The sequence below is a fragment of the Rossellomorea sp. y25 genome (genome assembly GCF_038049935.1).
In the GTDB taxonomy this organism is placed as follows: Bacteria; Bacillota; Bacilli; order Bacillales; family Bacillaceae_B; genus Rossellomorea.
This window is the reverse complement of the sequence record NZ_CP145886.1, coordinates 3,378,402-3,403,506: the sequence shown is the minus strand read 5'-3', so window position 1 is coordinate 3,403,506 and position 25,105 is coordinate 3,378,402. Positions and strand designations below refer to the sequence as shown.

Annotated in this window: 22 protein-coding genes and 1 pseudogene; 16 read left to right on the top strand and 7 right to left on the bottom strand. The window is 38.7% G+C overall.

Features of this window, described 5'->3' with window-relative positions:
* The first annotated feature begins 61 nt into the window (after nucleotides 1–61).
* Entirely contained in the window at nucleotides 62–1,267 is a 1,206-nt protein-coding gene (locus AAEM60_RS17270; RefSeq protein ID WP_341356736.1) for a cytochrome P450, read from the top strand.
* A gap of 526 nt (nucleotides 1,268–1,793) precedes the next feature.
* Here AAEM60_RS17270 and AAEM60_RS17265 read toward each other — a convergent pair.
* Complete coding sequence (locus AAEM60_RS17265; RefSeq protein WP_341356735.1) at nucleotides 1,794–2,156, bottom strand: hypothetical protein; 363 nt, start codon at nucleotides 2,154–2,156, stop codon at nucleotides 1,794–1,796.
* Nucleotides 2,157–2,758: 602 nt separating this feature from the next.
* On the opposite strand from AAEM60_RS17265, the gene AAEM60_RS17260 reads away from it, so the two are divergent.
* The 4 genes from AAEM60_RS17260 to AAEM60_RS17245 all read left to right on the top strand — a co-directional run bounded on the left by AAEM60_RS17260 (nucleotide 2,759) and on the right by AAEM60_RS17245 (nucleotide 7,142).
* Nucleotides 2,759–3,223 carry a GNAT family N-acetyltransferase gene (locus AAEM60_RS17260; RefSeq protein WP_341358013.1) on the top strand — a complete coding sequence of 155 codons (465 nt, stop codon included), beginning with the start codon at nucleotides 2,759–2,761 and terminating at the stop codon, nucleotides 3,221–3,223.
* 253 nt (nucleotides 3,224–3,476) lie between these two features.
* On the top strand, nucleotides 3,477–4,367 hold the full coding sequence (locus AAEM60_RS17255; protein ID WP_341356734.1) for a hypothetical protein: 891 nt from the start codon (nucleotides 3,477–3,479) through the stop codon (nucleotides 4,365–4,367).
* An 83-nt stretch (nucleotides 4,368–4,450) separates the two neighbouring features.
* The gene (locus AAEM60_RS17250; protein ID WP_341356733.1) at nucleotides 4,451–4,822 is read left to right on the top strand and encodes a VOC family protein; all 372 of its coding nucleotides are present in this window, start codon (nucleotides 4,451–4,453) and stop codon (nucleotides 4,820–4,822) included.
* Between the two features lie 1,594 nt (nucleotides 4,823–6,416).
* Complete coding sequence (locus AAEM60_RS17245; protein WP_341356732.1) at nucleotides 6,417–7,142, top strand: class I SAM-dependent methyltransferase; 726 nt, start codon at nucleotides 6,417–6,419, stop codon at nucleotides 7,140–7,142.
* A gap of 400 nt (nucleotides 7,143–7,542) precedes the next feature.
* Here AAEM60_RS17245 and AAEM60_RS17240 read toward each other — a convergent pair whose 3' ends face one another.
* Nucleotides 7,543–8,799 (bottom strand): FtsW/RodA/SpoVE family cell cycle protein, encoded by a 1,257-nt coding sequence (locus tag AAEM60_RS17240; protein WP_341356731.1) that lies wholly within the window; start codon nucleotides 8,797–8,799, stop codon nucleotides 7,543–7,545.
* Nucleotides 8,790–9,134 carry a PadR family transcriptional regulator gene (locus AAEM60_RS17235; protein WP_299739060.1) on the bottom strand — a complete coding sequence of 115 codons (345 nt, stop codon included), beginning with the start codon at nucleotides 9,132–9,134 and terminating at the stop codon, nucleotides 8,790–8,792. Before AAEM60_RS17235 ends, AAEM60_RS17240 begins: the two co-directional genes overlap by 10 nt.
* 201 nt (nucleotides 9,135–9,335) lie before the next feature.
* On the opposite strand from AAEM60_RS17235, the gene AAEM60_RS17230 reads away from it, so the two are divergent.
* From AAEM60_RS17230 to AAEM60_RS17205, 6 genes are all read left to right on the top strand, one after another.
* Nucleotides 9,336–9,674, top strand: coding sequence for a PadR family transcriptional regulator (locus tag AAEM60_RS17230; RefSeq protein WP_113969650.1), 339 nt, complete (start codon nucleotides 9,336–9,338; stop codon nucleotides 9,672–9,674).
* A gap of 1 nt (nucleotide 9,675) precedes the next feature.
* Complete coding sequence (locus AAEM60_RS17225; RefSeq protein ID WP_341356730.1) at nucleotides 9,676–10,020, top strand: DUF1048 domain-containing protein; 345 nt, start codon at nucleotides 9,676–9,678, stop codon at nucleotides 10,018–10,020.
* 161 nt (nucleotides 10,021–10,181) lie between these two features.
* Nucleotides 10,182–10,955 (top strand): ATP-binding cassette domain-containing protein, encoded by a 774-nt coding sequence (locus tag AAEM60_RS17220; RefSeq protein ID WP_341356729.1) that lies wholly within the window; start codon nucleotides 10,182–10,184, stop codon nucleotides 10,953–10,955.
* Complete coding sequence (locus tag AAEM60_RS17215; protein WP_341356728.1) at nucleotides 10,945–11,694, top strand: ABC transporter permease; 750 nt, start codon at nucleotides 10,945–10,947, stop codon at nucleotides 11,692–11,694. The genes AAEM60_RS17220 and AAEM60_RS17215 overlap by 11 nt, the downstream gene beginning before the upstream one ends.
* A 274-nt stretch (nucleotides 11,695–11,968) precedes the next feature.
* Nucleotides 11,969–12,229, top strand: a complete 261-nt coding sequence (locus AAEM60_RS17210; RefSeq protein ID WP_341356727.1) for a Gfo/Idh/MocA family oxidoreductase — start codon at nucleotides 11,969–11,971, stop codon at nucleotides 12,227–12,229.
* A gap of 41 nt (nucleotides 12,230–12,270) precedes the next feature.
* The gene (locus AAEM60_RS17205) at nucleotides 12,271–12,951 is read left to right on the top strand and encodes a Gfo/Idh/MocA family oxidoreductase (protein WP_341356726.1); all 681 of its coding nucleotides are present in this window, start codon (nucleotides 12,271–12,273) and stop codon (nucleotides 12,949–12,951) included.
* Nucleotides 12,952–13,423: 472 nt separating this feature from the next.
* Here AAEM60_RS17205 and AAEM60_RS17200 read toward each other — a convergent pair whose 3' ends face one another.
* Nucleotides 13,424–14,605 carry an MFS transporter gene (locus AAEM60_RS17200; protein ID WP_341356725.1) on the bottom strand — a complete coding sequence of 394 codons (1,182 nt, stop codon included), beginning with the start codon at nucleotides 14,603–14,605 and terminating at the stop codon, nucleotides 13,424–13,426.
* A gap of 81 nt (nucleotides 14,606–14,686) precedes the next feature.
* On the opposite strand from AAEM60_RS17200, the gene yeiL reads away from it, so the two are divergent.
* Entirely contained in the window at nucleotides 14,687–15,358 is a 672-nt protein-coding gene (yeiL, locus tag AAEM60_RS17195; RefSeq protein WP_148969982.1) for a transcriptional regulator YeiL, read from the top strand.
* A gap of 452 nt (nucleotides 15,359–15,810) precedes the next feature.
* Here the strand turns inward: yeiL and AAEM60_RS17190 are convergent, their stop codons facing one another.
* The gene (locus AAEM60_RS17190) at nucleotides 15,811–16,188 is read right to left on the bottom strand and encodes a VOC family protein (RefSeq protein ID WP_341356724.1); all 378 of its coding nucleotides are present in this window, start codon (nucleotides 16,186–16,188) and stop codon (nucleotides 15,811–15,813) included.
* A gap of 53 nt (nucleotides 16,189–16,241) precedes the next feature.
* Nucleotides 16,242–17,105, bottom strand: a complete 864-nt coding sequence (locus AAEM60_RS17185; RefSeq protein ID WP_341356723.1) for an AraC family transcriptional regulator — start codon at nucleotides 17,103–17,105, stop codon at nucleotides 16,242–16,244.
* 234 nt (nucleotides 17,106–17,339) lie between these two features.
* Between AAEM60_RS17185 and AAEM60_RS17180 the strand changes: the two genes are divergently transcribed.
* Nucleotides 17,340–18,008: a DNA alkylation repair protein gene (locus AAEM60_RS17180; RefSeq protein ID WP_341356722.1), complete on the top strand. Its 669-nt coding sequence runs from the start codon at nucleotides 17,340–17,342 to the stop codon at nucleotides 18,006–18,008.
* 127 nt (nucleotides 18,009–18,135) lie between these two features.
* Here the strand turns inward: AAEM60_RS17180 and AAEM60_RS17175 are convergent.
* Nucleotides 18,136–18,353 (bottom strand): annotated as a pseudogene (locus AAEM60_RS17175) (IS110 family transposase); the annotation flags it as partial.
* A 643-nt stretch (nucleotides 18,354–18,996) separates the two neighbouring features.
* Here AAEM60_RS17175 and AAEM60_RS17170 point away from each other — a divergent pair.
* From AAEM60_RS17170 to AAEM60_RS17160, 3 genes are all read left to right on the top strand, one after another.
* Nucleotides 18,997–23,076 carry a S8 family serine peptidase gene (locus tag AAEM60_RS17170; protein WP_341356721.1) on the top strand — a complete coding sequence of 1,360 codons (4,080 nt, stop codon included), beginning with the start codon at nucleotides 18,997–18,999 and terminating at the stop codon, nucleotides 23,074–23,076.
* A gap of 343 nt (nucleotides 23,077–23,419) precedes the next feature.
* A complete protein-coding gene (locus AAEM60_RS17165) occupies nucleotides 23,420–23,980 on the top strand; it encodes a GNAT family protein (protein ID WP_341356720.1) in 561 nt (186 codons plus the stop codon).
* A gap of 631 nt (nucleotides 23,981–24,611) precedes the next feature.
* A complete protein-coding gene (locus AAEM60_RS17160) occupies nucleotides 24,612–25,094 on the top strand; it encodes a DUF2975 domain-containing protein (RefSeq protein WP_341356719.1) in 483 nt (160 codons plus the stop codon).
* Nucleotides 25,095–25,105 lie beyond the last annotated feature (11 nt).

Below are 25,105 nucleotides of genomic sequence, written 5' to 3'. Positions count from 1 at the left end.
AAGAAGGCCTTCGCCATTACGTTTTTCTAACTCAATACAAAGGAAGTTTAGGAGGTAGAACATGATGAATCAGAGTAAGCATAGATTTACATTCGAAATGACAGAAAGCCCGTATTCTTTATATAAGGAAATTCGTTCCATTCATCCGGTTTATAAAGGGAGTTTTTTGAAATATCCTGGATGGTACGTAACTGGATATCAAGAAGCGTTAACCATTCTTAAAGATAATCGTTTTCAAACTCGAATTCCTCTTCCCGAGACAACAAAAAAGTATGAAGCCCTAAAAAAAATCCAAAGCCGTATGATGCTTTTTAAAAATCCACCTGATCATGGAAGATTACGGATGCTTGTCAGCCACAAATTTACTCCTGCCAGAATTGAAAAGTGTCGGCCATATATAGAAAAAATAGCAATTGATTTATGGAATGATCTAAAGAATAAGAAGAAAATAGATGTGATTTCCGATTTCGCATATCCCTTTGCCAGTCTTGTCATTGCGCGAATAATAGGGATACCGGATGAAGATAAAGATATTTTTCGTGGATGGGCATTGAATTTGATTCAATCACTCGACTTTACACGTTCAAGACGTTCCATTGTCGACGGAAACAATACAACATTGGAGATGCTATCATTTTTTAAAGATCTGATTAATAAAAGGAGCCAATCTCCTCAGGATGATCTGATTAGCGAATTATTACATCAAGAAGATAAGAAACTAACGGAAGAAGAACTATTAGCAACTTCTGTGTTACTTGTGATTGCTGGACATGAAACGACTGTCAATTTAATAAGTAATTCACTCTATTGTTTATTAGAAAATCCAAAAGAATACCATAAATTGATTGAAAACCCTTCTCTTATTGAATCAGCAATAGAGGAATGCTTACGATATGAAAGCCCTACTCAAATGATAGCCAGGATCGCTTCAGAGGATGTAGAACTGAACAATGTTCAGATTCGAAAAGGTGATCATGTATACGTCCTCATTGGCGCAGCCAATCGAGACCCCAATCAATTTTCAAACGCGGATACCTTTGATATTACAAGAATCCCAAACCCTCATCTTGCATTTGGGTCAGGTATTCATTTCTGTTTAGGTTCTGCTTTGGCGAGGGTAGAAGCTCAAATTGCGATACAGACGCTTTTACAAAGCGAAGTAAACATCCATCTAGAAACCAAAGAGGTCGAATGGAGAAATCTGGTGGGCTTTAGAGCGATGAAAGAAATGTACGTACATTTATATGATCAATCAACAAATCATTAGGCGGGTCTGACCTTGGTGCGGTGAAGCTTTAACGTACTGGGACATAGCTAGAATTGCTATGAAGGTATTTATGCAGCTATATTACAGCCGGGTCAAGGTACCAGGAGTAATGCTGGTATCGTTGATAGGGTTTTCGATTCATTCACGACTCCTTCAGACGGTTATGAGTTAAAAATGCAAGCTGAAAAAGTTACTGGGAAAAAGCAAAATATTTGAAAATCAGTCATTAACATAGAAATCACTTTTCCGGAAACCAAGCATTCAGTGAGCCATTCTTTCCACTTAGGTAACAAGGAAATGGTTTAACGAAAATAATATAATGGATGATGTAAAGAAAGAATAAGAAGAAAAATGGAAGGAATATTGTAAGAAGCTAAGAGTGAAATGTTTAAAGTGTTAAAAAACTTACCTCATATAAAAATGGTGTCACCTTCAGTTATTTTTGAAGAAAAGTTGGCCATAGTAAAGCGGAGACAGTTTCCTCTCTATCCTAAAACTATTATGGAACTGCCCCCGGCCAGCTATTTTAGTTGAACGAATCATTCAGATAGGAAACGGCAATCTGAAATGCCTTTATCCTTCTCTCGATGTAGGTACGCTGCCCACTTCCAGGCTTCAGCTTCTCAAGAAAAGAAGGAAGCGTCAACAGCAAGCCCTCCAGAACCCCTTTTGTCTCTATCATGTCCTCTTTGCTGACATCTAAATCTTTACCTTCCCAACGTGCATGCAGCACATCTGTGCCGATCCTTGCTGCTTTCAATCGCTTCTCAAGCAACTTTGTCTGAGGAGCATCAGGTTTCATATGAGAAAGGGCATTTTCCGATTTACGAATGATGGATAGAAACGCTTCAATTGTATGCTGCTTTTCTTCCGCTGTCATATTTTCCATGAACCTATTACCTCGTTTCTCCAAGTATGGACTATATGTAGTGTAACAAAAATACAAAGCAGACACCTCGTCTTCGGTTCATCTCCGTCCTCTGTGTCAATGTAGAAATGTATGCACAGGATGATAACAAAGAAAAATTTGTTTGTACTTTGTTGCCGCCTGGGTGAAGGTGATGGATGCGGTTCGGTTTGATTTGAGGTAAATGATTATTTGTAAAAATCTTCTTGAGTAAGATGCCGGATTTTGAAATAATTGGTATTAGTGAAAAAATAGCTTGATCGATGAATAACTACTTGTAATAGCAATATACAAAGAAGGGAGTAGGATAAAAATGTTTAAGGATAGCATTAAGCTCCCCTTTATCTATTTCTTATCATCAACTGTTTATCAAATAATAGATGATCGACAAGTTCAATGGACAGATAATAGTATGATCTGTTTTTTTATGTTCTTGTTTATAATGTTATATAATTGGTCGAAAATCCCTTATAAATGGAAGAAGGATAAGGTGGAAAAGGATTAATTTAATAGTGTTTAAGTAGCGGAGTTTACATTAAAAAATGACTGTGAGTACAAACACTCAGGGGGAAAGTATATTGAATATGCACATTAGAGAAGCCACCCGGAATGATTATGATGTGGTTCATCAAATCCAAAGACAAGTGCACGAAATGCATACAAAGGAAAGACCAGACCATTATAAGATGGCTGATACTACGTTAGACAAAGAGTATTTTAACAACTTGATAGAGGGGGAAAATACAAAGGTATTCTTATTAGAAGAAGGCCCACCAATCGCTTATACAATCCTTACGATAAAACATACAGAGGAAAGGCCCATTCTCATTCCAAAGAAAGTTGTCTATATGGACGACTTTGGTGTCGATCATAAGTACAGAGGAAAAGGGTTAGGGAGAATATTCTTTGAAAAAATAGTAGAGTACGCAAAGAATATAGAAGCAGATTCATTAGAATTAGGCGTGTGGGAGTTTAACGAGAATGCTATAAAATTTTATGAATCAATGAATTTAAAGACAAAAATGAGGAGGATGGAAATAGAGTTATAAAGCTCTCCTTGTTCCATCGCGTCCACTTGGTTTATATGTAAATCAAAATCTTTAATCGACTACGGGAGTGGCACCGGTCTGATTAGTCTGGAATTAACGGATTTAGTGGAATGCATTTTGTTGGTCGATTCATCAGAACAAATGGTAGAGGTTATAGGTTATGCCAGCAAGGAACTTCTGAAACAGTCTTCTCAGATTGGAGATGGACTTGTCTTGGAATTTCGTAGAGGATAAACGACAGAGGTGAATGAAATTGAAAAGAAAGATCCAGCCAACACCAAACACTATAAAAGAATGGATACAAACGTATGTACCGCATAAAGACCTCTTTTTCCTCCCAGAGACTAAACTTGCTAGTTTTAAAGAATATGTAAATAATATCCTGGTCATCCCTCACGAAGAGTTCATGAGCCATTCATCTTACAAACAGGTACAACTTGCAAATAGTTATGAGTATTGGAATATATCAAAAGAAGTTAACTATGTTCTTGTAACACCTTCTGGCTGGATTAATCATCTTCCTGCTGAAAAGAAAATAGACCTTTATCATATTCAAAAGGAAGTGGGCAGGGGATTGATTCATCCAATCTCTGACTTCTCTGTAGACACATCATTCCTCAGTGAAGATATTATAGAAGTGAAGGGAGAGGAGTATCTAGTCCTTCATCACGCGATGTGGGCAGAACTCTCTTATCCTAGTAAGGAAGAACTCATGAAAGAAATTGCACAACAATGGGAGGAGTGGATTTGCTACGATTATCCGATCAATACACCTTCACACTTCATTCAGTTTGCAAACACCTTTCCATCCAGAGCAGGAAGTAATTGTTTATCAACCACACTGTTTGCCATCACTCAGCAAGAATGGATCATACATGAATGGGTACATCCTCAAACATTTCTTCAAAGTTTAGAACATGAACATTATCACGTCATCACATCTCAGGATATAGAAGCAGGTGATGTGGTTACTTGGGAAAATTCAGACGGGATCATTCAACACGCAACTTACTGCATAGGTGATCATTTCTTCTTTAACAAACGTGGACAAACCTTCTTTAATGCTTGGAGTATTGTGCATCTTGATGATCTAAAAGAAGATTGGGGACGCTTTCGTATGAAGGTGTTTCGGAAGGCTGTTTAGAATGATACATACGGCACTGTCTGTTCTCTAGTTTTCATTTTTCTATTAACAATCTACCAAATTAAACAAAGGGAGAGAAGGTTATGAGTAAATCATTTATTGAGCAAGTACATTATATTAGGATCCCTGTAAAAGATTTAGAACGATCTGCACAATGGTATAGAGATGTATTAGGGCTCCAGTTAGTAAACCTGACGGAGGAACTTGCGGTGATAAAAGTAAATGAAGGACCTTTCTTACTGATCCTAATCCCAACAGAAGACGAAACCTTTGCCCATTTTACAATAAACCATGAACAAGAATTCAGCATTGGCTTTACAAGTCCGGAGTTATCTAAATTCCATCAACATCTTATGGGTAACCGAGTTAAGGTTGATGATATAAAAGAAGAAAATGGTCATGCATTTTTCCACTTTTATGATCCAGATGGAAATAAATTTCAAGCACACTGGTGAACAAGCAGATGTAACCCCTCCAAAAGATCCGTTTAGCTTTTGTCGCTTTTTAAATTGTCCTTAGAGGTAAAGGGGCTTATCCGGGCAGGATGAGCCCCTTTTATTTAAAGTTCTATTTGAGTAAGCTGTTTAATTTTGTAAGAACTGGTATTAAATTAATGGGAAGTTCATTAGAAAGTCTTGAGAGTTGTAAATGTGAGATGTTTTTCATTTCTTATCGGAACAATCAATTGAATCTCACCTAATCGTTCTCAGGTTATTGTTTTTTCAATTATTTGATTACAGTCCTTAAAATGTACCACCTCAGATATCGTATTTACCACCTAATGACAAAAAGTGTACCATAGAATGACAGACTGTTTATCACTATATAGATTAACCATTGTATTACGTTGTAGACTTACATTGTGCTTTTGTGAATGAATTAACAAAGATAGACGATTAGTGCAAGAAGTACATTCTGACTTTTCATAATTTCTTTGTATAAGGTATTGGAATATGTTTTTGTCAGCAGGCAATCACATATTTTGTTCTGTGCTGGTACATCTGCTCACACAAAACTTGTCTTTTTTGCATTTCCTACTATTAGTTAGGAGAAAGGGAGGTGCAAATTATATGCCTTGTACTCTAGAAAATTTAACTCAACCAGTTTGTCTAACTCTTATCTACAATTTAAGTAGTCGCATTCTTTTAGACTCTTTCATTGATTGTGGAACATGTAGACTAGAAACTGAACTAAACCCTATTAATAGGACTTTAACTATAAGAGTCCCATTAGTTCTTGAAGGTGAAGTTACATTTACTGATAATCCATTCCAATCTGGTTGTGTTACAACAGGTGTTCGTTTAGGAAATAAATAATAGCTGTTTATTTAATAGGGAAAGTAGAGTGTTGATCCTACTTTTCCTTATTTTTAGAGGGTTATTGTAGTTAAATTAGTAGAATAGTTTTATTACGATGAATAAAAATCTACGGCTGCGAATTGCGCAACAATCAAACAAATTAACGTTTGGTATGATATAGGGAATATGATTTTCTTACGTATAGCCCTAAAGAAGAGATCGCGAATAGTGAATACCCTAAACAAGCTATTTTAACGGTAGCTGAAATGATCATGATGTTAACTGCGATTTTTACTGTGTTTCAATTTTGGATTGTGTAGTTTTTATCAACTCAAAAGTGAGCCATTTTTTACAATGAACGATATTAATTAATTGGTTTGAGGAGGAGATTTCTATCTGGTGGGATTATTATGGAGACGCAGTACTGTCGGTATCAACCTTGACTGTCATATTGATGTTGATATCCATTCATTTGTTTAAAGCGAAAAGAAAAAGAGGATTCATTATTCCTTTGTCTATATTAATTATCGGTTATATATCCTTTGTAATAGGCATTGTCTTTATCAGGGGATGGAGTGGTATGGGATTTATAGTTTATGGCGTGATCCTCATGGGAATCGGTCTTCTTTATTACCTTGGAGTCGGAGTATACAAAAAATTAAGTAAATAATGTGCCATGTAAGTAATAGCAGCCATCTTGTTAGGGTATCGAATAAATTGTCGTTCCACCAAATATGAAAGAGGGAATGAAATGAGAAATCATACTAGAGACATTTATAATAAGCTAGCCAGTACATATCTAAACGATGTTGATGAGAAGAGTCCCTATAACGCTTATTATGAACGCCCAGCCATGATGACGGCTTTGCCCTCCCAATTAGAAGGGAAAAAGGTGCTTGATGCCGGTTGTGCAGCTGGATGGTATTCTTCTCAGTTATTGTTTCAAGGTGCGGAAGTTACTGGTGTAGATATCAGTTCCGAAATGGTGAAAGCAGCGAGGCGTCGTTTAGGGGAAGAAGCGACCTTCCTTTGTCATGATCTTCAAGAAACCCTACCGTTTCAGGATGATTCCTTTGATGTGATTGTAAGCTCACTTACGCTTCATTATCTAAAGGATTGGACTCAACCATTTCAGGAGTTCAACCGCATTTTAAAAGCAGGTGGAACCTTTTTATTTTCGGTTCATCATCCATTCATGGACTATACAAGACACCAATGCGAAGATTATTTTAAGACCCAATTCTTAACAGAGACCTGGAACAAACCGAATATTACGATTGACGTAAGTTTTTACAGAAGGCCCATGCAGAGTATTATTAATGAAACCACTCACTATTTCAATCTCGATGAGCTGATCGAACCCCAACCGCAAGAAAAGATGAAAGAAGTGAAAGAAAAGTCTTATCGCTATCTCATGACCAGCCCTCACTTCCTTATAGTAAAAGCTACGTCAAAAAAGCTTTTGGAAAATGAGTGATTGGATTGAGTTTCATTTCTTCTGGAGTCAGCTAATTTGAATAATACATTGGTCGTGGGTCGTGGGAGTAAGTGAATTCAATAGATTATACCGATTGAATAGCTGGTTGCAAATGGGATCTCCATGTTCAGCGTCAACAGGATCATGTTTGCTAGAGCATCAGCCTGACTGGATGGTTTGCCGCTTTAAACGGCACGCAAACCCACGCGGGGAAATTTGATGATGATTGCCAGGTTGGATTGAGTTTATATTGAGGCAAGAGACTAAGTAGAGCAGGGACGGATACACTCTATCTAGTCTCTTAATATAAAATAGTAACATCAAGAACTTGCTGCGACAGCTAAAAGCCCCATTACACTTTATTTTCTTCATTCCCTGGAGAAGGGAATCTAGAATGGTATTAGTTGTATGCTAAAGGCTGATCAACTGTTTTTCGTCTCCTATAGATGCTTAATATCAACCCTACAGCAGTCATTTCAAGCAAAATATGTGAGCCACCAAAACTCATGAATGGCATGGCTACACCAGGCAGAACTGATAAACCCAGGTTTGTCAGGATGCTTAGTATTAACTGAGCTGTGAATGTAGCTGCCAAGCCTATAATAAGCAGTTTACCATACACATGATTCACGCTTTTAGCCGTGCTGGAGATTCTGCAAATGAAATATCCAATCAACCCGAAAGCAATGGTGGCGGCCAACCAGCCAAATGAGTAGATGGTATACGCAAAGATAAAATCTGTATGGACTTCAGAAATAAAACGTGGAGTGACATAAAGGGTTTTTCCTATAAAATCTGCATCTCCTAACTTTAGATCAGCATAAGGACTTGTCAGCGTATACGTTTGAGTTTGAACGAACAGATGCACGATTGGCCATATGGTAGCTACTGTTGAAAATGTTATAGCTAGCTTAAGATTGGCTCTCGACACATGCATGATCACTGTGCAGACAAAAATGCTAATAAAAGTAGCTGCAAAGGCTTCTGTCGTTGCCAATAAAATGATAGGGATGGAAAGGATGCCTATTCCATACCAAGACTTTTGATTCTCTTTCCAATTCCATGAATGAAAGATTCCTGCAAAGGAAATGACCAGAAGAAATGGAGTGATCTCCGTGAAGTTAATACTGGCAACTCCTACATTTAAATATGGCACGCCATCGACTCTAACGCCGATTAAAACGGTCAATAAAAGAATGAGGATCGTTCCCACATAAAAGTGAATGGAGTACTTTAGCAATCTTCTGTAATCAAAGGTAAACAGGCTTAGCATGAGAAGAAGGCCGATCAAGTAAAAAACAAGACTTTTATTAAATACATTCATTTCATGAAGCTCTGTAATAGCTGAATGGAATTGTAAATAGTACATAACCAACAACCCAAATAGGGAAGCTGCCAGCACTGGAAGAATGGTTTTAACATCCATTGGGGCTTTATGTGCCTTGTTTAACTGCTTCCCCAATACTTCTGCATCTCCCATATGGTTCAATGCTTTATCTGTAGCCTCTTCTTCAGAGAGACCTCTCTGCATGGCATCCTCTTTAAGCGCATGAAGATGATCGTTTATTTCAAGCTTTATACTGGCATGTACATCCTTATTTCTGATCCGTTTACACAATTTTTCAATATACACTTCGAACTTCTTTTCTATTCCCATATGATTTTCTCTCCATTTAGTACTTCGTCAACTGCATTTTTGAAAACGGACCATTCTTCTTTTTTTTCCTGGATAAATTCTCTTCCGGAGTCATTTAACTTGTAATATTTTCTCTTTCTCTTTCCAGTCCCTTCTCCCCAGTAAGAGACAATCAACCCTTTATCCTCGAGGGTGTGAAGGATAGGATAGATCGTTCCTTCTTTAAAGCTGAATATCCCGTCAGACTTCAACTCCAGTTCTTTAATTATTTCATACCCATACATTGGTTTAGCATGAAGCAAGCTTAAAATAAGAGTAGTGGTACTCCCTTTAAGCAACTCTTTACTTATCTTCATAGACACTCTACCTCCAAATGCATAGTAAATCTATGCATAGTAATTATATGTGTATTGTATACTGCATATTTGAACCTGTCAATGCTTGTTATGCAGTGTATATCATAAATATTTGTTGACACATCACACTACTTTGTCATACTATATACTGGTAGTGAGTATTACTAAGTACAGTGGAATAATCATACAGGGGGTGAACGTTTGGAAAACTTCACTGAAATGCTAAAAGGGGTACTTGAGGGTTGTGTGCTAGAAATCATCAGCCGCGGTGAAACGTATGGCTATGAAATCACGCAACAGCTGAGAGAACTTGGCTTCACGGATGTGGTTGAAGGCACAGTGTATACGATCACCATGCGCCTTGAGAAAAACAATCTGGTGAACATCGAAAAAAAGCGATCTACCGTGGGGCCGCCGAGAAAATTCTACACACTTAACGAAGCAGGTCATGAGAAACTCGAAATCTTTTGGGGAAAATGGGATTTCGTCTCAAGCAAAATGAACGAACTCAAAACGAAAGAAATCAAAAGGAGAGGGTAAAATGAAATTTATTGAAAAAATCACAGGGAGTTTGGCTGACAAGCGGGAATGGAGAGCAATGGAGGCTCGCGCGAAGACACTTCCAAGTGAGTACCTCCACGCTTACAAAGCGATTCAAAAATATATGTGGACCGCTGGGGGTATCACCGACTGGAAGGACACAAGCCGTATCTTTAATGGCATTCTCGACCTGTTCGAGGAAGGTGCAGCGGAAGGCAAGAAAGTCACTGACCTCACGGGTGAGGACGTAGCTGCTTTCTGTGATGAACTGGTAAAGGACTCGGAAACTTGGAATGACAAGCATCGCGCTAAGTTGAACGATACGATTAGCCGTAGAGAAAAGTAAATTCAATCAATCATACCGACTGAATAGCTGGTTAAAAATGTGGTATTTACACCTTCACTATTCGGTTATTTTTTTATCCCGGTAGTAAGTATTACAGAATATCAGTCTGACTGAGTACTGGGGAATAGGTAAACTAGCGCTTTTTATAAGGAGGAAAAAATATGAGTGAGGCAGTGATTTCTGTAAAAGGGTTGAAAAAATCCTTTAAAGACAAGGAAGTCTTAAAGGGAGTGGATTTAGAGGTGGCCCGTGGTGAAATTTTCGCACTGCTGGGCTCTAATGGAGCGGGAAAGACTACGATCGTCAATATCCTCTCGACGCTGATGAAGCCGGATAGCGGTGAAGTGAGTATTTGCAGCTTTGATGTTCAGCGTCAACCGGATCATGTTCGCCAGAGCATCAGTCTGACTGGTCAGTTTGCAGCTTTAGACGGCATGCAAACCGGGCAGGAAAATCTGATGATGATTGCCAAGTTGCGTGGGGTTTCCAATCCCTCTCAAGTCGCCGATGATCTGCTTGCAAGATTCAGTCTCACCGATGCAGCCAACCGACGTGCAGATCATTATTCAGGGGGGATGAAGCGCCGGCTTGATATTGCCATGAGCCTGATAGGGAAGCCGGCCGTGATATTTCTAGATGAACCGACCACGGGGCTTGACCCCGAAGCGCGGATTGAAGTCTGGGAGACCGTCAAGGAGCTTGCCGGCGGTGGCACGACCATATTGCTGACGACCCAGTACCTGGAGGAAGCGGAACAACTGGCGGACCGCATTGCCATCCTGCATGGCGGTAAAATCATCACGACGGGTACCCTTACGGAACTCAAGGAGATGTTTCCGCCAGCGAAAGTGGAATACATCGAGAAGCAGCCGACATTGGAAGAAATTTTCCTCGCAATCATTGGCAAAAAAGGAGGAGATGTAAATGAAAAGTAAAACAGGGGTATTACTGGGACGTTTAATGCGCAATATCTTACGCAGCCCGGATACGATTATCACGGTGGCGATCACGCCGATTATGATGATGCTGCTGTTTGTCTACGTATTTGGAGGAGCTATAGAGACTGGCACGGACAACTACGTCGATTATCTATTGCCGGGAATCCTGCTGATCACGATCGCATCCGGCGTTGCTTACACTTCTTTGCGGCTCTTTAATGATGTGAAAAGCGGGTTGATGGCGCGCTTCATTACCATGCCCATCAAGCGCTCGTCTGTATTGTGGGCCCACGTATTGACATCGCTTGTTTCCAATGCGCTTACTGTTGTGGTGGTCATCCTCGTCGCACTCTTGATGGGTTTCCGTCCCAGTGCTGATATCCTGGATTGGCTCGCGGTAGTTGGGATACTCGTGCTGTTTACGCTAGCGCTGACATGGCTGGCGGTTATACCTGGATTGACAGCACGGTCCATGGAAGGAGCCACAGCATACTCGTACCCGCTGATTTTTCTTCCGTTCATCAGTTCAGCCTTTGTCCCCACTGAAACCATGCCTAAAATAGTTCGGGCGTTCGCAGAGAACCAGCCCGTGACTTCAATCGTGAATTCCATTCGTGCCCTCTTATTTGAAGGGACTGTGGGCAACGATATCTGGATCTCGCTTGCCTGGTGCGTGGGTATTATGGTCATCGCTTATTTCATCGCTAGTAAAGTATTTAAACGTCAGTTAGGTTGAATGCAACAATATGTTGATTACCTGTGTTGTGAAGGTATTTGAAATAACTCTAGATGGATTTTAGGAAATCATCAACTATTTGTACTGGTTTTGTAAAGGAATGTAGTTAAAGTTGAGGGGCGTTGATCTAGTATGGATGAACGCTTTTTTTATTGGAGTTATTGGATTAACGGGCCAGATTGTTGAAGATGTAGTTTAGCATTGGATGTGGGGAACCGTATCATAAATAGACAAGCCAAGCAGAAAAATAAGATTCATGAGGAGGAATCCACCCATGAAATACAATAAAATCCGCTGGGGAATCATCGGCTGCGGGGAAGTGACGGAAAAGAAGAGCGGCCCTGCTTTTCATAAGATTGAAAACTCGGAACTTGTGGCGGTCATGCGGAGAACGGGTGAGCTGGTAAGGGATTATGCGGAAAGACATCAGGTCCCGAAGTGGTACGATGATGCGGATGCATTGATTGATGATCCTGAGGTGGATGCGGTTTATATTATCGCAACTCCGCCGGGCTCACATAAGAAATATAGCTGAAGGCAGCCGCTGCGGGGAAACCTGTCTATGTGGAGAAGCCGATGGCCCGTAACAAAGAGGAATGCAGCGAGATGGTGGCTGCCTGCAAAGAAGCTGGGGTTCATTTATTTGTGGCTTACTACCGCCGGGCGCAGGAGCGCTTTTTGAAAATTAAAGAATTGCTGGATCAAAAGGCAACTGGTGACGTTCGTTTGGTCTCCTCGACTCAATATCAAAAAGAGGGGGACGACGTGAAGGATTTGGACCATCTTCCATGGCGGGTTCAGCCTGAAATAGCCGGTGGCGGCTTGTTCATTGATTTGGCGAGCCATACCCTCGATATTCTCGACTTCCTGCTCGGACCGATTCAAGGAGCAAAAGGCTTTTCTTCGAATCAAGCCGGCTATTATGATGCGGAAGATATTGTGACGGGTACATATCAGTTTCAATCCAGCGTTCATGGGGTTGGAAAGTGGTGTTTCACGGCTTTTGAAGATGTGGATATGAATGAGATTGTCGGAAGTGAAGGAAAAATCAGCTTTTCTATATTTGGGGATGACCCCGTTATCTTGACGACCCGTGAAGGACAGCAGCAATGGAGCTTCGAACGGCCCGAGCATGTCCACCAGCCGCTAGTAACGACGATCGTTAAAGAGTTAACTGATGGCGGCGGGTGGTGTCCAAGTACCGGAGAATCGGGTGCGAGAACCAACCGCGTGATGGATGAGATCGTCGGGAAGTAATGAGGTGAGGTTGCTGCATCAGCGCAGCGAGCCCCTCTAGCAAATATGAAGATGGGACATAAGTAATTTAACCTAAGGAAAACCCGAATCAATTTGTTAACTATCTAGCAAATTGATTTGGGTTTTTATTGTCAGTTAGATATTAGCTCTTTCCAGCGGTTGATTGGAGTGCAAGACGAAGACTCCTGCGGGAAGAGTGGTTTATGTAAGACGTGTCTAGCTATGGGGCTTAGAGGCACATGTCATAAGTCAACTCGTCCAAGAAGGCAAAAAACGCCTTCGTGGCCGATTCGCCTTATGCCACCCGCCTCTGAGCAAAGCCCCTCCGCTTTTCATACCCGCAGGAACGAAGTGACGAGGAGCCTTACGGGCTACCCGCGGAAAGCGAATTCTTGCACGGAAATCATTAGTGGTGTTAGAAAGTGCTATTAGGAACTAGTCCCAGCATCTTTCTTTTAACATACTAAATAAATTAACGCGATTCAGCAGACACCAAAACATTCTTTTCCACTTCCAATTTCCGATACCCAAGAGCAATGAACATTGCCGGCAGGCTGCAGGCAAGCATTCCGATGAAGGCATATCTTGGCTCAATTTCATATAAGAACCCTCCGAATATCGTAAACATCGCTGTGCTCCAGCTGAGTGCAAAGGCTGAATACATGCCTTGAGCCTTTGGGATATGTGTATGCGGAATGTTTGTTGTTAAGTATTTCATAAAAGCATAGTGCCCCATCGCAAACGACAATGCATGAAGCGTCTGTGCAATGCAAAACACCACAACGTTTGGAAACGTAAACACCAATATCCACCGCAGAGAAGAGCCGGCTGCAGCCAGTGCCAATAAGGTCCCTGGTGAGAATCGATTAAAGCGCTTATCAGCCATCGAAAAAAAGATAATCTCTGCAATGACGGCAATGTTAATAATGACACCGATGAGATAGATCGGTGCATGAATCTCCTGTAAAAAAATGTATCCATAGTTGTAATAAGCAGCGTGGGCTGCTTGAAGAAGCACCACAATCATAAGGACAACCAGGAAATGTTTCGTCCGGAATAAATCAAAGATATTGACCTTTATGGATTGATTTACTTGCGGTTTCTTCGATAAAATTTCCGGGGCATTCGTTAAGCTGAGAGCGACAAAGCAGCTGATTCCCAGCAATAGTGCCCAAAAAATTACGTCATCACCAAACATTCCTGTAAAAACCGTTAACAGTATACCTACCGAGACAAATCCGATGGATCCCCACTGTCGGCTTTTCCCATAGTGCTTCAATTGCTTACTTTGTACAAGAACGCCGGCAACGCTGTCTAAAGCCGGCATTAAGGTCGGGTAAAAGATGTGCAGTATGACGGTTACGATCAGTAAGGCAGGAAACGAGTCAGCCGGGATATAGCAGAGAATTGCGACCAGTGTACCAATTCCGGCTATGTTTAAGAGTGCTTTATTACTGACCCTCTCTAATAAATAGGGAAACGCAAAAAGCGTGGAAAGTCCCCTCGCAACTAATCCAATACTCATAATGAAACTGGCTTCTGAAACCGAAATGCCTTTCGTTTGTATCATCCACCCTGACCAATAAGGCAGAAAGATTCCCCAGGTCAGAAAAAAACTAAAAAAATGTGTGCTCATCCACCGTTGTGTATTCATTTGTATCCTCCTTATCAATCGCATGATATCATGAGAATAAGGAAGATTAATATGAGATATCTCATATTTTCGAGGTGGAAGATGGAAATATATAAAGGTGAGAAAAAGCGGTTATATCTAGAAAAGCACTCAATCGCTCATCGATTTTCTTTTCAAATTGAAGAATATCTTGAAGTAAGGGAATATAAGCGGGATGAATGGATCATACAAGAAGGGAAGAGACCTGATTACTTATTTTATGTGACAGAAGGAAAGGCAAAAATATACGTCACGCATCAAAATGGAAAAGTTTCGCTGATTAACTTTATCAATGCGCATGATTATATTGGTGAGATGGAATTATTAAACGATGTGTACTATACAAAAGGAATTCAGGCATCCACAAAAACAGTTTGTTTTGCTATGCCTTTTTCCAAGAATCGAACCAAACTGCTTGAAGATACAAAATTCCTACGTGAATTAACAAAATTCTTGAGTCTGAAGGCAACGTTGATGGCAGCCAAGTATTCACAAAGCCTTGCTTTTCCGTTGGAAAACAGGCTTGCAGACTTTATTTTACAGACGTCCGATAAAGGAGTTTACCTGGAAAAGCACGTAATTGTTTGTGATTATTTAGGAGTCTCTTACCGCCACCTGCTGCATGTGCTGACACAGTTTTGTGATAAGGGCTATTTGCAAAAAGAAGGCAGGAACTATCGAATTAAAAAGCAGAATGCTCTGTATGAGCTTGCCGAAGCGATAAAGAATAAATAAATGTTGATTTCATGAGTTCATGACATCTGATATGTTTAGATGCAAAAGGTGAAGCCTCATCATATAAAAAGGGGGTTTATTAGAATTTGCCGTATAGAAATTTATTAAACCAGAAAACGTACTTAGTCGGACTGCTTCACACTAAGTACGGTGATCGTAACCAAGATGACCATCATTCCAGGAAGTTGCAGCCATTAACATGCATAGTCAGTCCTAGGGATCCATACTAGTAATAAAGGTAAACGCTATACCCTGAAAATTAGGGCTAAACGAGCTTGGAATTGAACGCAAGCTCGTTTATTTTTGGCCACTTAAATAACCACGGGGAACCGTATCACAAATAGTAGTAAAGCAGAGGGAAGAAGTAATTCTGGATAAAAGAAGTATTAAAAAGTCTAACTTATATTGAAGGAGACTGTTCGTGTAATTTAGACGATCTCCTTTTGGTTTTCTTAAACTTGTACTTCACTCATCAATGCATGAGTATTATCTTCTGTATCTTTAAAAAATACCATCCACATTTCAGTTTGTCCCATTTTCGTTACCACATGTGGTTCATCGATAAAAGTAACTTCTTTACCTACTAAGCGCTCATAAGTATCTTTAATATTATTTACTTGAAAATAAATAACCGAACTTGAATGAGCAAATTCCTCTTTTTCTGGAAGTGTCAACATGAGCCGCAGGCCATCGCATTCAAAAAATGCCATACTATCCGTGTTAAATAATAGGGAAAGTCCTAGTTTATCTTTATAAAAATCCAGTGCCCTATTTATATCTTTTACAGGTATTCCAATTTGCCCAACATTCTTTATCATTGCAGTATCCATAAAACATTTCTCCCTTCAAATTTCTTATTCCTCATAAGAATAAAGAATCTCCCTTATAATTTCTTATCCGATCTCACTTTTTTTCGATATTCTTTAGGAGATAAACCAACATGTTGCTTAAACATTTTACTAAATGATACAGGGTTTTGAAATCCAAGTTCAAAGGTTATATCGGTCATATTATGGTCTAATTCTGCTAGTAATTGTTTTGCCTTTTGTATTCTAAATACTGTAATATGCTGATGGGGCGTTCTGCCGTAAATTTGAGAGTAAGTTCTTAATAAATGGTTAGGTGATAAACAAGCAACTTTAGCAACTTCCTCTAGTTTTATCGGTTGATTAAAATAAGATCTAATATAATCGTGTGCTATACTTACCCTTCTGTATAGTTCTTCACGTGTAGAATTACGAATTGCATGTAATGATTCGATTTCTGTATATGTATTTATGTGTTCATTTATAATAGAAAACATTATCTTATGGAATTGTTCCTCATAACCAACGGAATCAATATCAAGACTGGGTAATATCTGCATGAAATATTCCAGTTGATAAGATAGATTATTATTCTTATGATAGGTTTTTTCAAAAAAACCAATTGAACTTGTATCCTTAAACGGATCGCTGAGAAGACGCTCATTTGTTTCTTTTAAGCAATGAAGGACTTCTTCCGCAAATCCATCTTTAAAGAAAAGACAAAAGGATTCTACAACTTTAGGTTCTTCAATTGAAATTGTGTATGCACCTTCATTGAGGAGTAGGTATCTACTCTCTTCAACAGCAAAGAAGCCTTTGTTAGTCTTATAATGGGCTTTACCATTAAAGAATGTTTTAATGGACAGTTGACCATTCCCTTCCCAGTAAAACTGTTTACTTTTTGCATTCAAAACGAAATTGGTAGAATCATTTTTTGGCATAATACAATCTCCAGATAACTTATTTTTCCATAGTATTATTATACAATGGAATTTTAACTGTGTTCATATATATTACCAACGCATTTAGATGAACCGTATCATATATAACGGCGAAATGAATCATTCCTTTTACATTGTTATGGTACAATTGTATGCAATAACACTTATAACGAAATTCAGTTATTGATATATTCTGCCAAGGACTAACAGTGCTTTAAGAAGGAGTTGTGGCAAATGAATATTAATAAAAGTACAGAAATAAAACGCTCATCAAAAGCAGAAAACATTCTACCTCAGATCACTAGTAAAACTAAGCTGGGCGACTTACGAAAAATCGCGAAGGACATTAAAAAAGATCACGAACTAGCTATGGAACTTTGGTCAACTGGGAAGTTTCAGCCAAGACTATTGGCAATCTTAATTATGGACAAAAAACTTCTTTCACAAGATGTACTAAATAAGCTTGATCAGGATATGCAGACTCACACATATGATGAGCGAAATAACTTAATGGATTGGTTAATGGCTAATCAGCTCACCAAAGACAAGAAGAACATTGCATTGATGGAGTCATGGGAAAATAGTCCATCTGCTCTTCAAAGGCGAGCTTTCTGGTATTTTCAAGCGAGATTGAGATGGACTGGACAAACACCGCCTGATAACACCGCAGACTTACTATCTGCAATTGAAGCGACTATTAAGCAGGAAGAACCGGAAGTTCAATGGGCTATGAATTTCACCGCAGGCTGGATAGGCGTTTATGATGAAAAGTATCGAGCACGTTGTATGAAACTTGGTGAGAAAACGGGTCTTTACAAAGATGAAATGGTATCAAAAGGATGTACTCCCAATTATTTGCCGGAGTTCATTACGATTGAAGTTAACAAACGAATGAATAAGTAGTTACCAGTGAAAATATGTGAAAATAAAGGAATTCAAAGCGTCAATATGGACAGGATCTGAAAGTAAGCTTTCAGATCCTTTTTGCTTGGAGGGAAATTCGCAAAAAATATTATGAGAATATGAAATTCGCTGCTATTTTAGTACCTATTCCTGGATTGATGTTAGAATTTCATATTCCTCAAACTCCGTCGCTTACTTATCAATCTCTTGTTCTAGTGCGCTTAGAAAGTCACGTTGTTGAAGAAGCAATTGAATATACATCTTTAATGTAATCAAGTGGCTGTCAAACAACGTTTTCTTAAATGGATTTCGTTCTGCTGCTTATTTTAACTTCAAAGCTTTTTCATAAAACCAAATTAACTAAATGAATGAAGAACGCCAAGGATCCTTGTTATGGAAGGGATTATGGCGTTTTTTGTTTTTATACGTTACCCAGAAAACCCCCATTAATGACAAAACGGATGACATTCTAGTTATCTAAAAGCTAAGAATGTCAAACACACACCTTTATTCAATTAAAGGGCCAGTTTAGAGGAAGAAGTTATACCAAATGTGTTTCAGTGTCCCCCTGCTTCCTTCGTGCTTCCCATTATTTATTTTTCATTCTTTCTTTCCCATTCCTGACCGAGTGACTAATTAAAAAATTATACAGGAGAATACGAGCAGAGTATATGGTGGGAATTTAGTGGGTTAAATATCCTGGTTTTGTTTATTGGTACGTTTGTGACAATTGAAAACATTGTCAGAATCATAACGAATTTTGATGTTGGAAAATTCGTTTGTTTCCATTTGGGAAAGTCCATTTTATAAAGGGATTTTTCCATGTTAACTGTAAATGGTAGATATGGTCATAGTTTGCTAATTACAAAGTATTTAAGATTATTTTCAAAGGTGGTGAAAATCGTTTTTCAAAAAGGGAGTTCAAAAAATCATTTAAAAGCTTAATCGCATGCTCTAATGAAATTAAATAGACTGATGGGGGAAAATAATGAAACATAGAAAGAAAATCGTAAAAGGGTCTGTATTAGCTGTAAGTGCCATGTTATTAAATCCAATTGACGGTATAGCAACATCTGAGGTACAACCCAATATAAATGGGGAACAAACTCTACAAACAGCAGAGGCAGGAAATCTTGTTCACGGAGAAACCACAGCAAAAATTGACCAGTTTTTAAAAGGATTAACGACCGAGCAAAGAAAAGCACTCCAAGATTTGAATACAACAAGCAAACCCGAAATAAATATCTCACCTGAAACGAATTTAGATAGTTCTAATAAAATATCTGTTATTGTCGAGTTTAAGCAGCATACAGCAAACACTGCAATTATGCTGGAAAAGCTTAAGGGAAGAACCTTAACAAAAGAAGGTGCGAACAAAAAGATAGAAGCATCGCATGAACAATTTAATAAGGACTTATCTCAACTAAAGGTAAAACATAAAGTAAGTGATACTTTTACGGAAGCATTCAATGGTGTTGCATTGACATTACCCGCGGATCAGGTAGAAACCTTACTTCAATCTGAAGAAGTTAAAAGCGTTTACGAAAATAAACAAGTACAGTTAATCGAACCAACTCAAGAAAATACGAATACGTCACCTTATAGTGGGAAGACCCCTCAAGAAATAATGGGTGTAGACAAACTGCATGAAGAAGGTTTAACAGGGAAAGACATAAAAGTTGGTGTAATTGATACTGGAATTGATTATAACCATCCAGATTTGAAAGATGCTTACGCAGGTGGCTATGACCTTGTAGATGATGATGATGATCCAATGGAAACGACTTATGAAGATTGGATCAAAGCCGGGAAGCCAGGGGGGAATGCTTCGGATTATATTACCTTTCATGGCACCCACGTTTCCGGTATCCTTGCAGGACAGGGGAAAGCAGAATCAGACTATGCAACTAAAGGGGTAGCGCCAGATGCGGACCTTTATGTATATAGAGTTCTTGGTCCACATGCTACTGGTTCAACGGGAGATATTTTAGCAGGTATTGAGAAATCAGTGAAAGATGAAATGGATGTTATTAACTTATCGCTTGGGGCAAACTCCAATGATCCATACTCACCTTTAGCGATTGGAATCAATAATGCAGTATTATCAGGTGTTACGTGTGTTCTGGCCGCTGGTAATGAAGGTGGAGGACAGTATACTCTTGGAACTCCCGCCGCTTCAGCACTTGGGATTACAGTTGGTTCGAGTAATCCAGAAGTTGCAGAATTCAATTATACAGGAAAATTTAAAAGCAGCAGTACGGAAGTAGATTCGGAAATACGTTATTCTACACATGGCTATGGTGAGGATCCCAGAACATTAGAAGGAAAAACATTTAATATAGTCGATGTAGGTAAAGGACTGGAGACTGATTTCAATAGTGTCGACGTGAAGGGAAAGATTGCCCTGGTTTCAACCGGGACGAATCGGACATATGAAAAAGTGAGGTTAGCCAAACAATATGGAGCGGCAGCTGTATTTATATATGGTACCTATAACGGATTCATAGGAGATAAAATTGCCGTCTCTACAGATAATACGTATGCTTATATTCTTAGTGGTGAGCAAGGAAAAGCATTTAAAGAATTGTTACAGAACGAAACGGCACAATATACTTTTAAAAACCCTGAAAAAAATATGATATATCCAGAAGATACACTCTCCTATTTCAGCTCTCGTGGACCGGCGCTATTTACGTATGATATTAAGCCAGAGGTGACAGCACCAGGACTGGATATTATGTCAACGGTTCCTCCCAATTTACGCGGTGAGAAATATGAAGGACAGTACGAATACGGATATGCCCGATTATCAGGAACCTCTATGGCGGCTCCACAAGTAGCGGGTGTGGCAGCGTTAATGCTTGAAAAAAACCCCAAAGCAAAACCATCTGATATTAAAACATCTTTGATGAATACGGCAGATGAAATGGCAGAAGAGTACAGTGTCTTTGATGTGGGAGCAGGACGTATCGATGCTTATGAAGCGATTCATTCAGATATGAACTTACAGGTGATGGATGAGACGAAAAACTTCCTATATGGTGAGGAAATTCTGATTGATGAGCTGACAGGGAGTATGAGCTTTAGTTTGCAGCATGAAGATAATTCACTTAGAGATCAACGAACGATCATAATGAATAATTCCGGTGAAGAAACGAAAACGTTTATTGGTAGTGTAAAGTTTACAAAGCATTCTCTTGACGCTTCAGAAAATGGAATACAGCTGACCTTTGATAACAATATTAAAGTAAAGGCCGGGAAGAATAAGAAAACCAATGTTTTCTTGAACGTGCCTAAGACAGCTGAAGACGGTTACTATGAAGGGTACATCCGTTATAAAAATAAGGAAGATTCGTCAGAGGAGTATCGTATACCTTTTAGTATTCGGAAGGTGAAAGATGGGGTTGAATATCTGGAAACTAGCTCCGGAATTACAACCATCAATAATGGAGATTTTAATTACAGCAGTTTAGCATCAGCTAGTCTAAAATTAAATTCTTATATGCGCTCACTTGATATTTTCTTAGTGGATACAAACTCTAAGGATATCGGGTATATTGGCTATTTCGCAGGAACTGAAATGCCTGAAGGGAAAGATATTAAACTAAACTCTTTCTTCAATGGAGATTATTATCCTCTTGGAGTCACATCCGAAGAAGTTGAAGCGATGGAACCCATCCAAGTAAAGCCGGGTACGTATAAGGTGAAGTTTGTCTTTACGAGAGAAAATGGAAAACAAATCATTATTGAAAAACCGATTTCGGTTGATAATTCAAATCCTGAATTGACTACCAATCTAGCGGGAGGAGTAATTGAAGTAAATCCAGATGATTCAAATCCGCTGATTGATATCAATGGGAATGTGATGGATCAAGCAATAAATGATTTAAAAGCTGCTGGTTCCGAAATCACTCAAGCAAATAACACGGTCTTTTATCGTTACAACACAAATTATCCATCCAGACTACCTGTTGATGAGGAAGGGAATTTTAATTTTACAAGAAGTACGTTTCCCAGCCACTTAAAAGTACTGCCTGTTGAATTTTACTCAACAGATCATGTGGGGAATAAATCCTCTTCCTTGCAGTACTATTTTGTTAAAAAAGGTTCACCATATGTGACAACTATCGCAAACCAGAAAGAAGTGACGCAAGGTGAAACGGTCACATTCGATGTAAATGCTGCGAATCAAGGAGAGTTTAAAAAAGCAGAGATGGAATTCAAATACGATCCAAAGGTTCTTTCATTTACAGAAATTGAACTAATAGATACAATGAAGGATCGCTTCAATGCAGAAGTGACGAATGAAAATGGTACGATTAAGGTGACATTACAAGCTAAGAATACAACATGGAATGCCGAAGATGTACTCTCTCTGCTTCAATTAAAAGCAGAAGTGAAAAAGGATAGCTATATTAATGACTATGCAGAAATGTCACTAACAAAAGCGGATTTCACAAACTTATCTGATGTGAAAACAACAAGTGAACGAATTAATCCGTCATTCAAAATAAATGCTGCGAATTCTCACATTGTGGGTACCATGAATGGAGAAGCAGTCTATGAATTATCAGCATCCGGCCCTGTACAGCTATTTGATTATTCCTCAATGGGTGCTACTGTTAAGGTTATGGGTGAGGATGGAAATCAATATCCGGGGAAAGTAATGGATAAGCCTACTTTTGAAGTGGATTCACTGCCGTCCACTAGAGAAACATTAACATTAATTTTTGATTTACCTGGACATTTTATAGTACAAAAGTCCTTCTATATCGGATTAGATGGTCATGTAGGTGAAAAGAAATTTATTGGTAAAAAAGCAGCCATTGCTGGAGATGTGAACAAAGACCATGTAATCGATATTCTTGATGCGATCTACCTGGAAGTACATTGGGGTACGAACGACCGAAAAGGAGATATCAACTTTGACGGTACAATTGATTTGGTCGACATGAACTACATCAAACAAAACTTCCTAAAAGAAAATTCAACAGTCCCTCATGAAAACGAACCGAAATCAACCGAGAATGGGAAAACATTAGAGAGCATCATGGATAGCCTGAATTAAGAGGGAAATTGAAAGAACTAGTTCTAAGGATACTCCTTGGGACTAGTTCTTCAGAATAAGGTTTGGCCCCATTTTTGCATGTGGAAAGTTATGTTCTAAAAAAAGAGGAGGTTTATTAGAAGTGATTCAAAGCCCTGACTCTGCGATCATTGGTAGATAACTGAAGTATGCGGACCTGATCTTCAGTTTAATTCATGTTGCATTAACGGGCATTCTAGCGGAAAAGCTACTGAATTAATATGGCGTAACCTAAAGCAGGGTTACGCCTCTTTTTGTGGAATAGATAGTTAAGTCGCATATGGGGTGCTACTGAAAATGAATAATATTTAGGGAGAGGTTTATTGTGATAGAAGTAGGTGAATTTCCTATACTTGAAACTAATAGGTTGATTTTAAGACAAGTAACACAAGATGATGCAAACAGCCTTCTAAAGTATTTGTCTGATAAAGACGTAATGAAGTATGTTGGTTTAGAACCATTTAAGTCCATTGATGACGCATTGGATGAGATTTCGTGGTATAAATCAATATTCGAAAAGAGAACCGGAATAAGATGGGGGATTACGTTGAAGGATCAAGGGGAGGTAATTGGTAGTTGTGGATTTCTTAACTTGGTTCCAAAGCATTATCGTTCTGAAATTGGTGTTGAGTTAAGTGGAGAACACTGGGGGAAAGGAATCGCAGGTGAGGCTTTTGAAGCTGTTATTAGATATGGATTTGAACAGATGAATTTACAACGGATAGAAGCGTTAATAGAACCTCCTAATAAACAGTCACAAAAATTAGCTGAAAAACAAGGGTTTATTAGAGAAGGACTTTTGAGAAATTATGAGTTTACCTGCGGAAAATTTGATGATTTATATATGTATTCATTGTTAAAGAAAGACTTCAATATAAAACAATAATTTTAACTTTTGGAGTTATTATACTTAAACTGAGAGAGCTTATCTTGAACAAGATTAGCTTCTTTTTTGTGGAATTTATCATTAAGTTACAGGTGATATTCTGAAAAAATTGGTATTAATTTAAAGGGCGGTTAATGAAATAAGCGCTTAAAGGTGTTAATGAGGTGTTAATGCTCAATAAGGGAGCTATTAATCCAATAAGTAAGAGGCTGGGACAAACTTAAAAACCACGATAAAAAGACGAACAATAGAAGTAGGTTCTTAATAACGCTAATGATTTCCGTGCAAGACTACGCTTTCCGCGGGTAGCCCGTGAGCCTCCTCGGCAAGCCTGCGGGGTCTCACATAAGTTACTTTTCCCGCAGGAGTCTTCGTCTTGCACTCCAATCAACCGCTGGAAACAGCTAAAATCAAATGATTCGAAAAATTAATAATAAACCCGAACAAATCTGCACACTACGAAGCAGATTTGTTTGGGTTTGACTTAGGCTAAAACACTTTTGTCCCAGCCTCTTTTTTATATATACAAACAACTCACAATAAAATTGTTATATTAATTAATAAAAATTTATTGTAAAACGATAAACTTTGTATTAAAATCAAAATCAACATAAATAAATGAGGTGCTTTTATGGGAAAAATTACAACGTTGTTTCTGAAAATAGCTGTTATTTTTTTAGGAGTTCCAGTTCTTGCTCTGTGCATCTTTTTGGTGCCTGAGATGGCGGACCTTTCAGCAACATTAGTTCCAGAGTTTGCAATTATAAAATATTTCGTTTTCATCGTTTTCTATGCATCAGCAATACCTTTTTACTTTGCTTTATATCAGGCTTTTAAACTCCTGCGCTACATTGACAAAAATAAAGCTTTCTCTGATCTATCTGTAAAAGCTTTAAAGAATATCAAATATTGTGCAATCACAATCAGTATTTTGCATGTACTAGTTTTGCCGCTCTTCTATATCTTTGCGGAAGTAGACGACGCCCCAGGAGTTATCTTTGTCGGATTGGTTGTTCCTTTTGCTTCGATGGTTATCGCAGTGTTTGCGGCGGTTCTCCAGAAACTTTTAAAAGAAGCAATTGATATAAAATCAGAAAATGATTTAACGGTCTGAGGTGAATAACA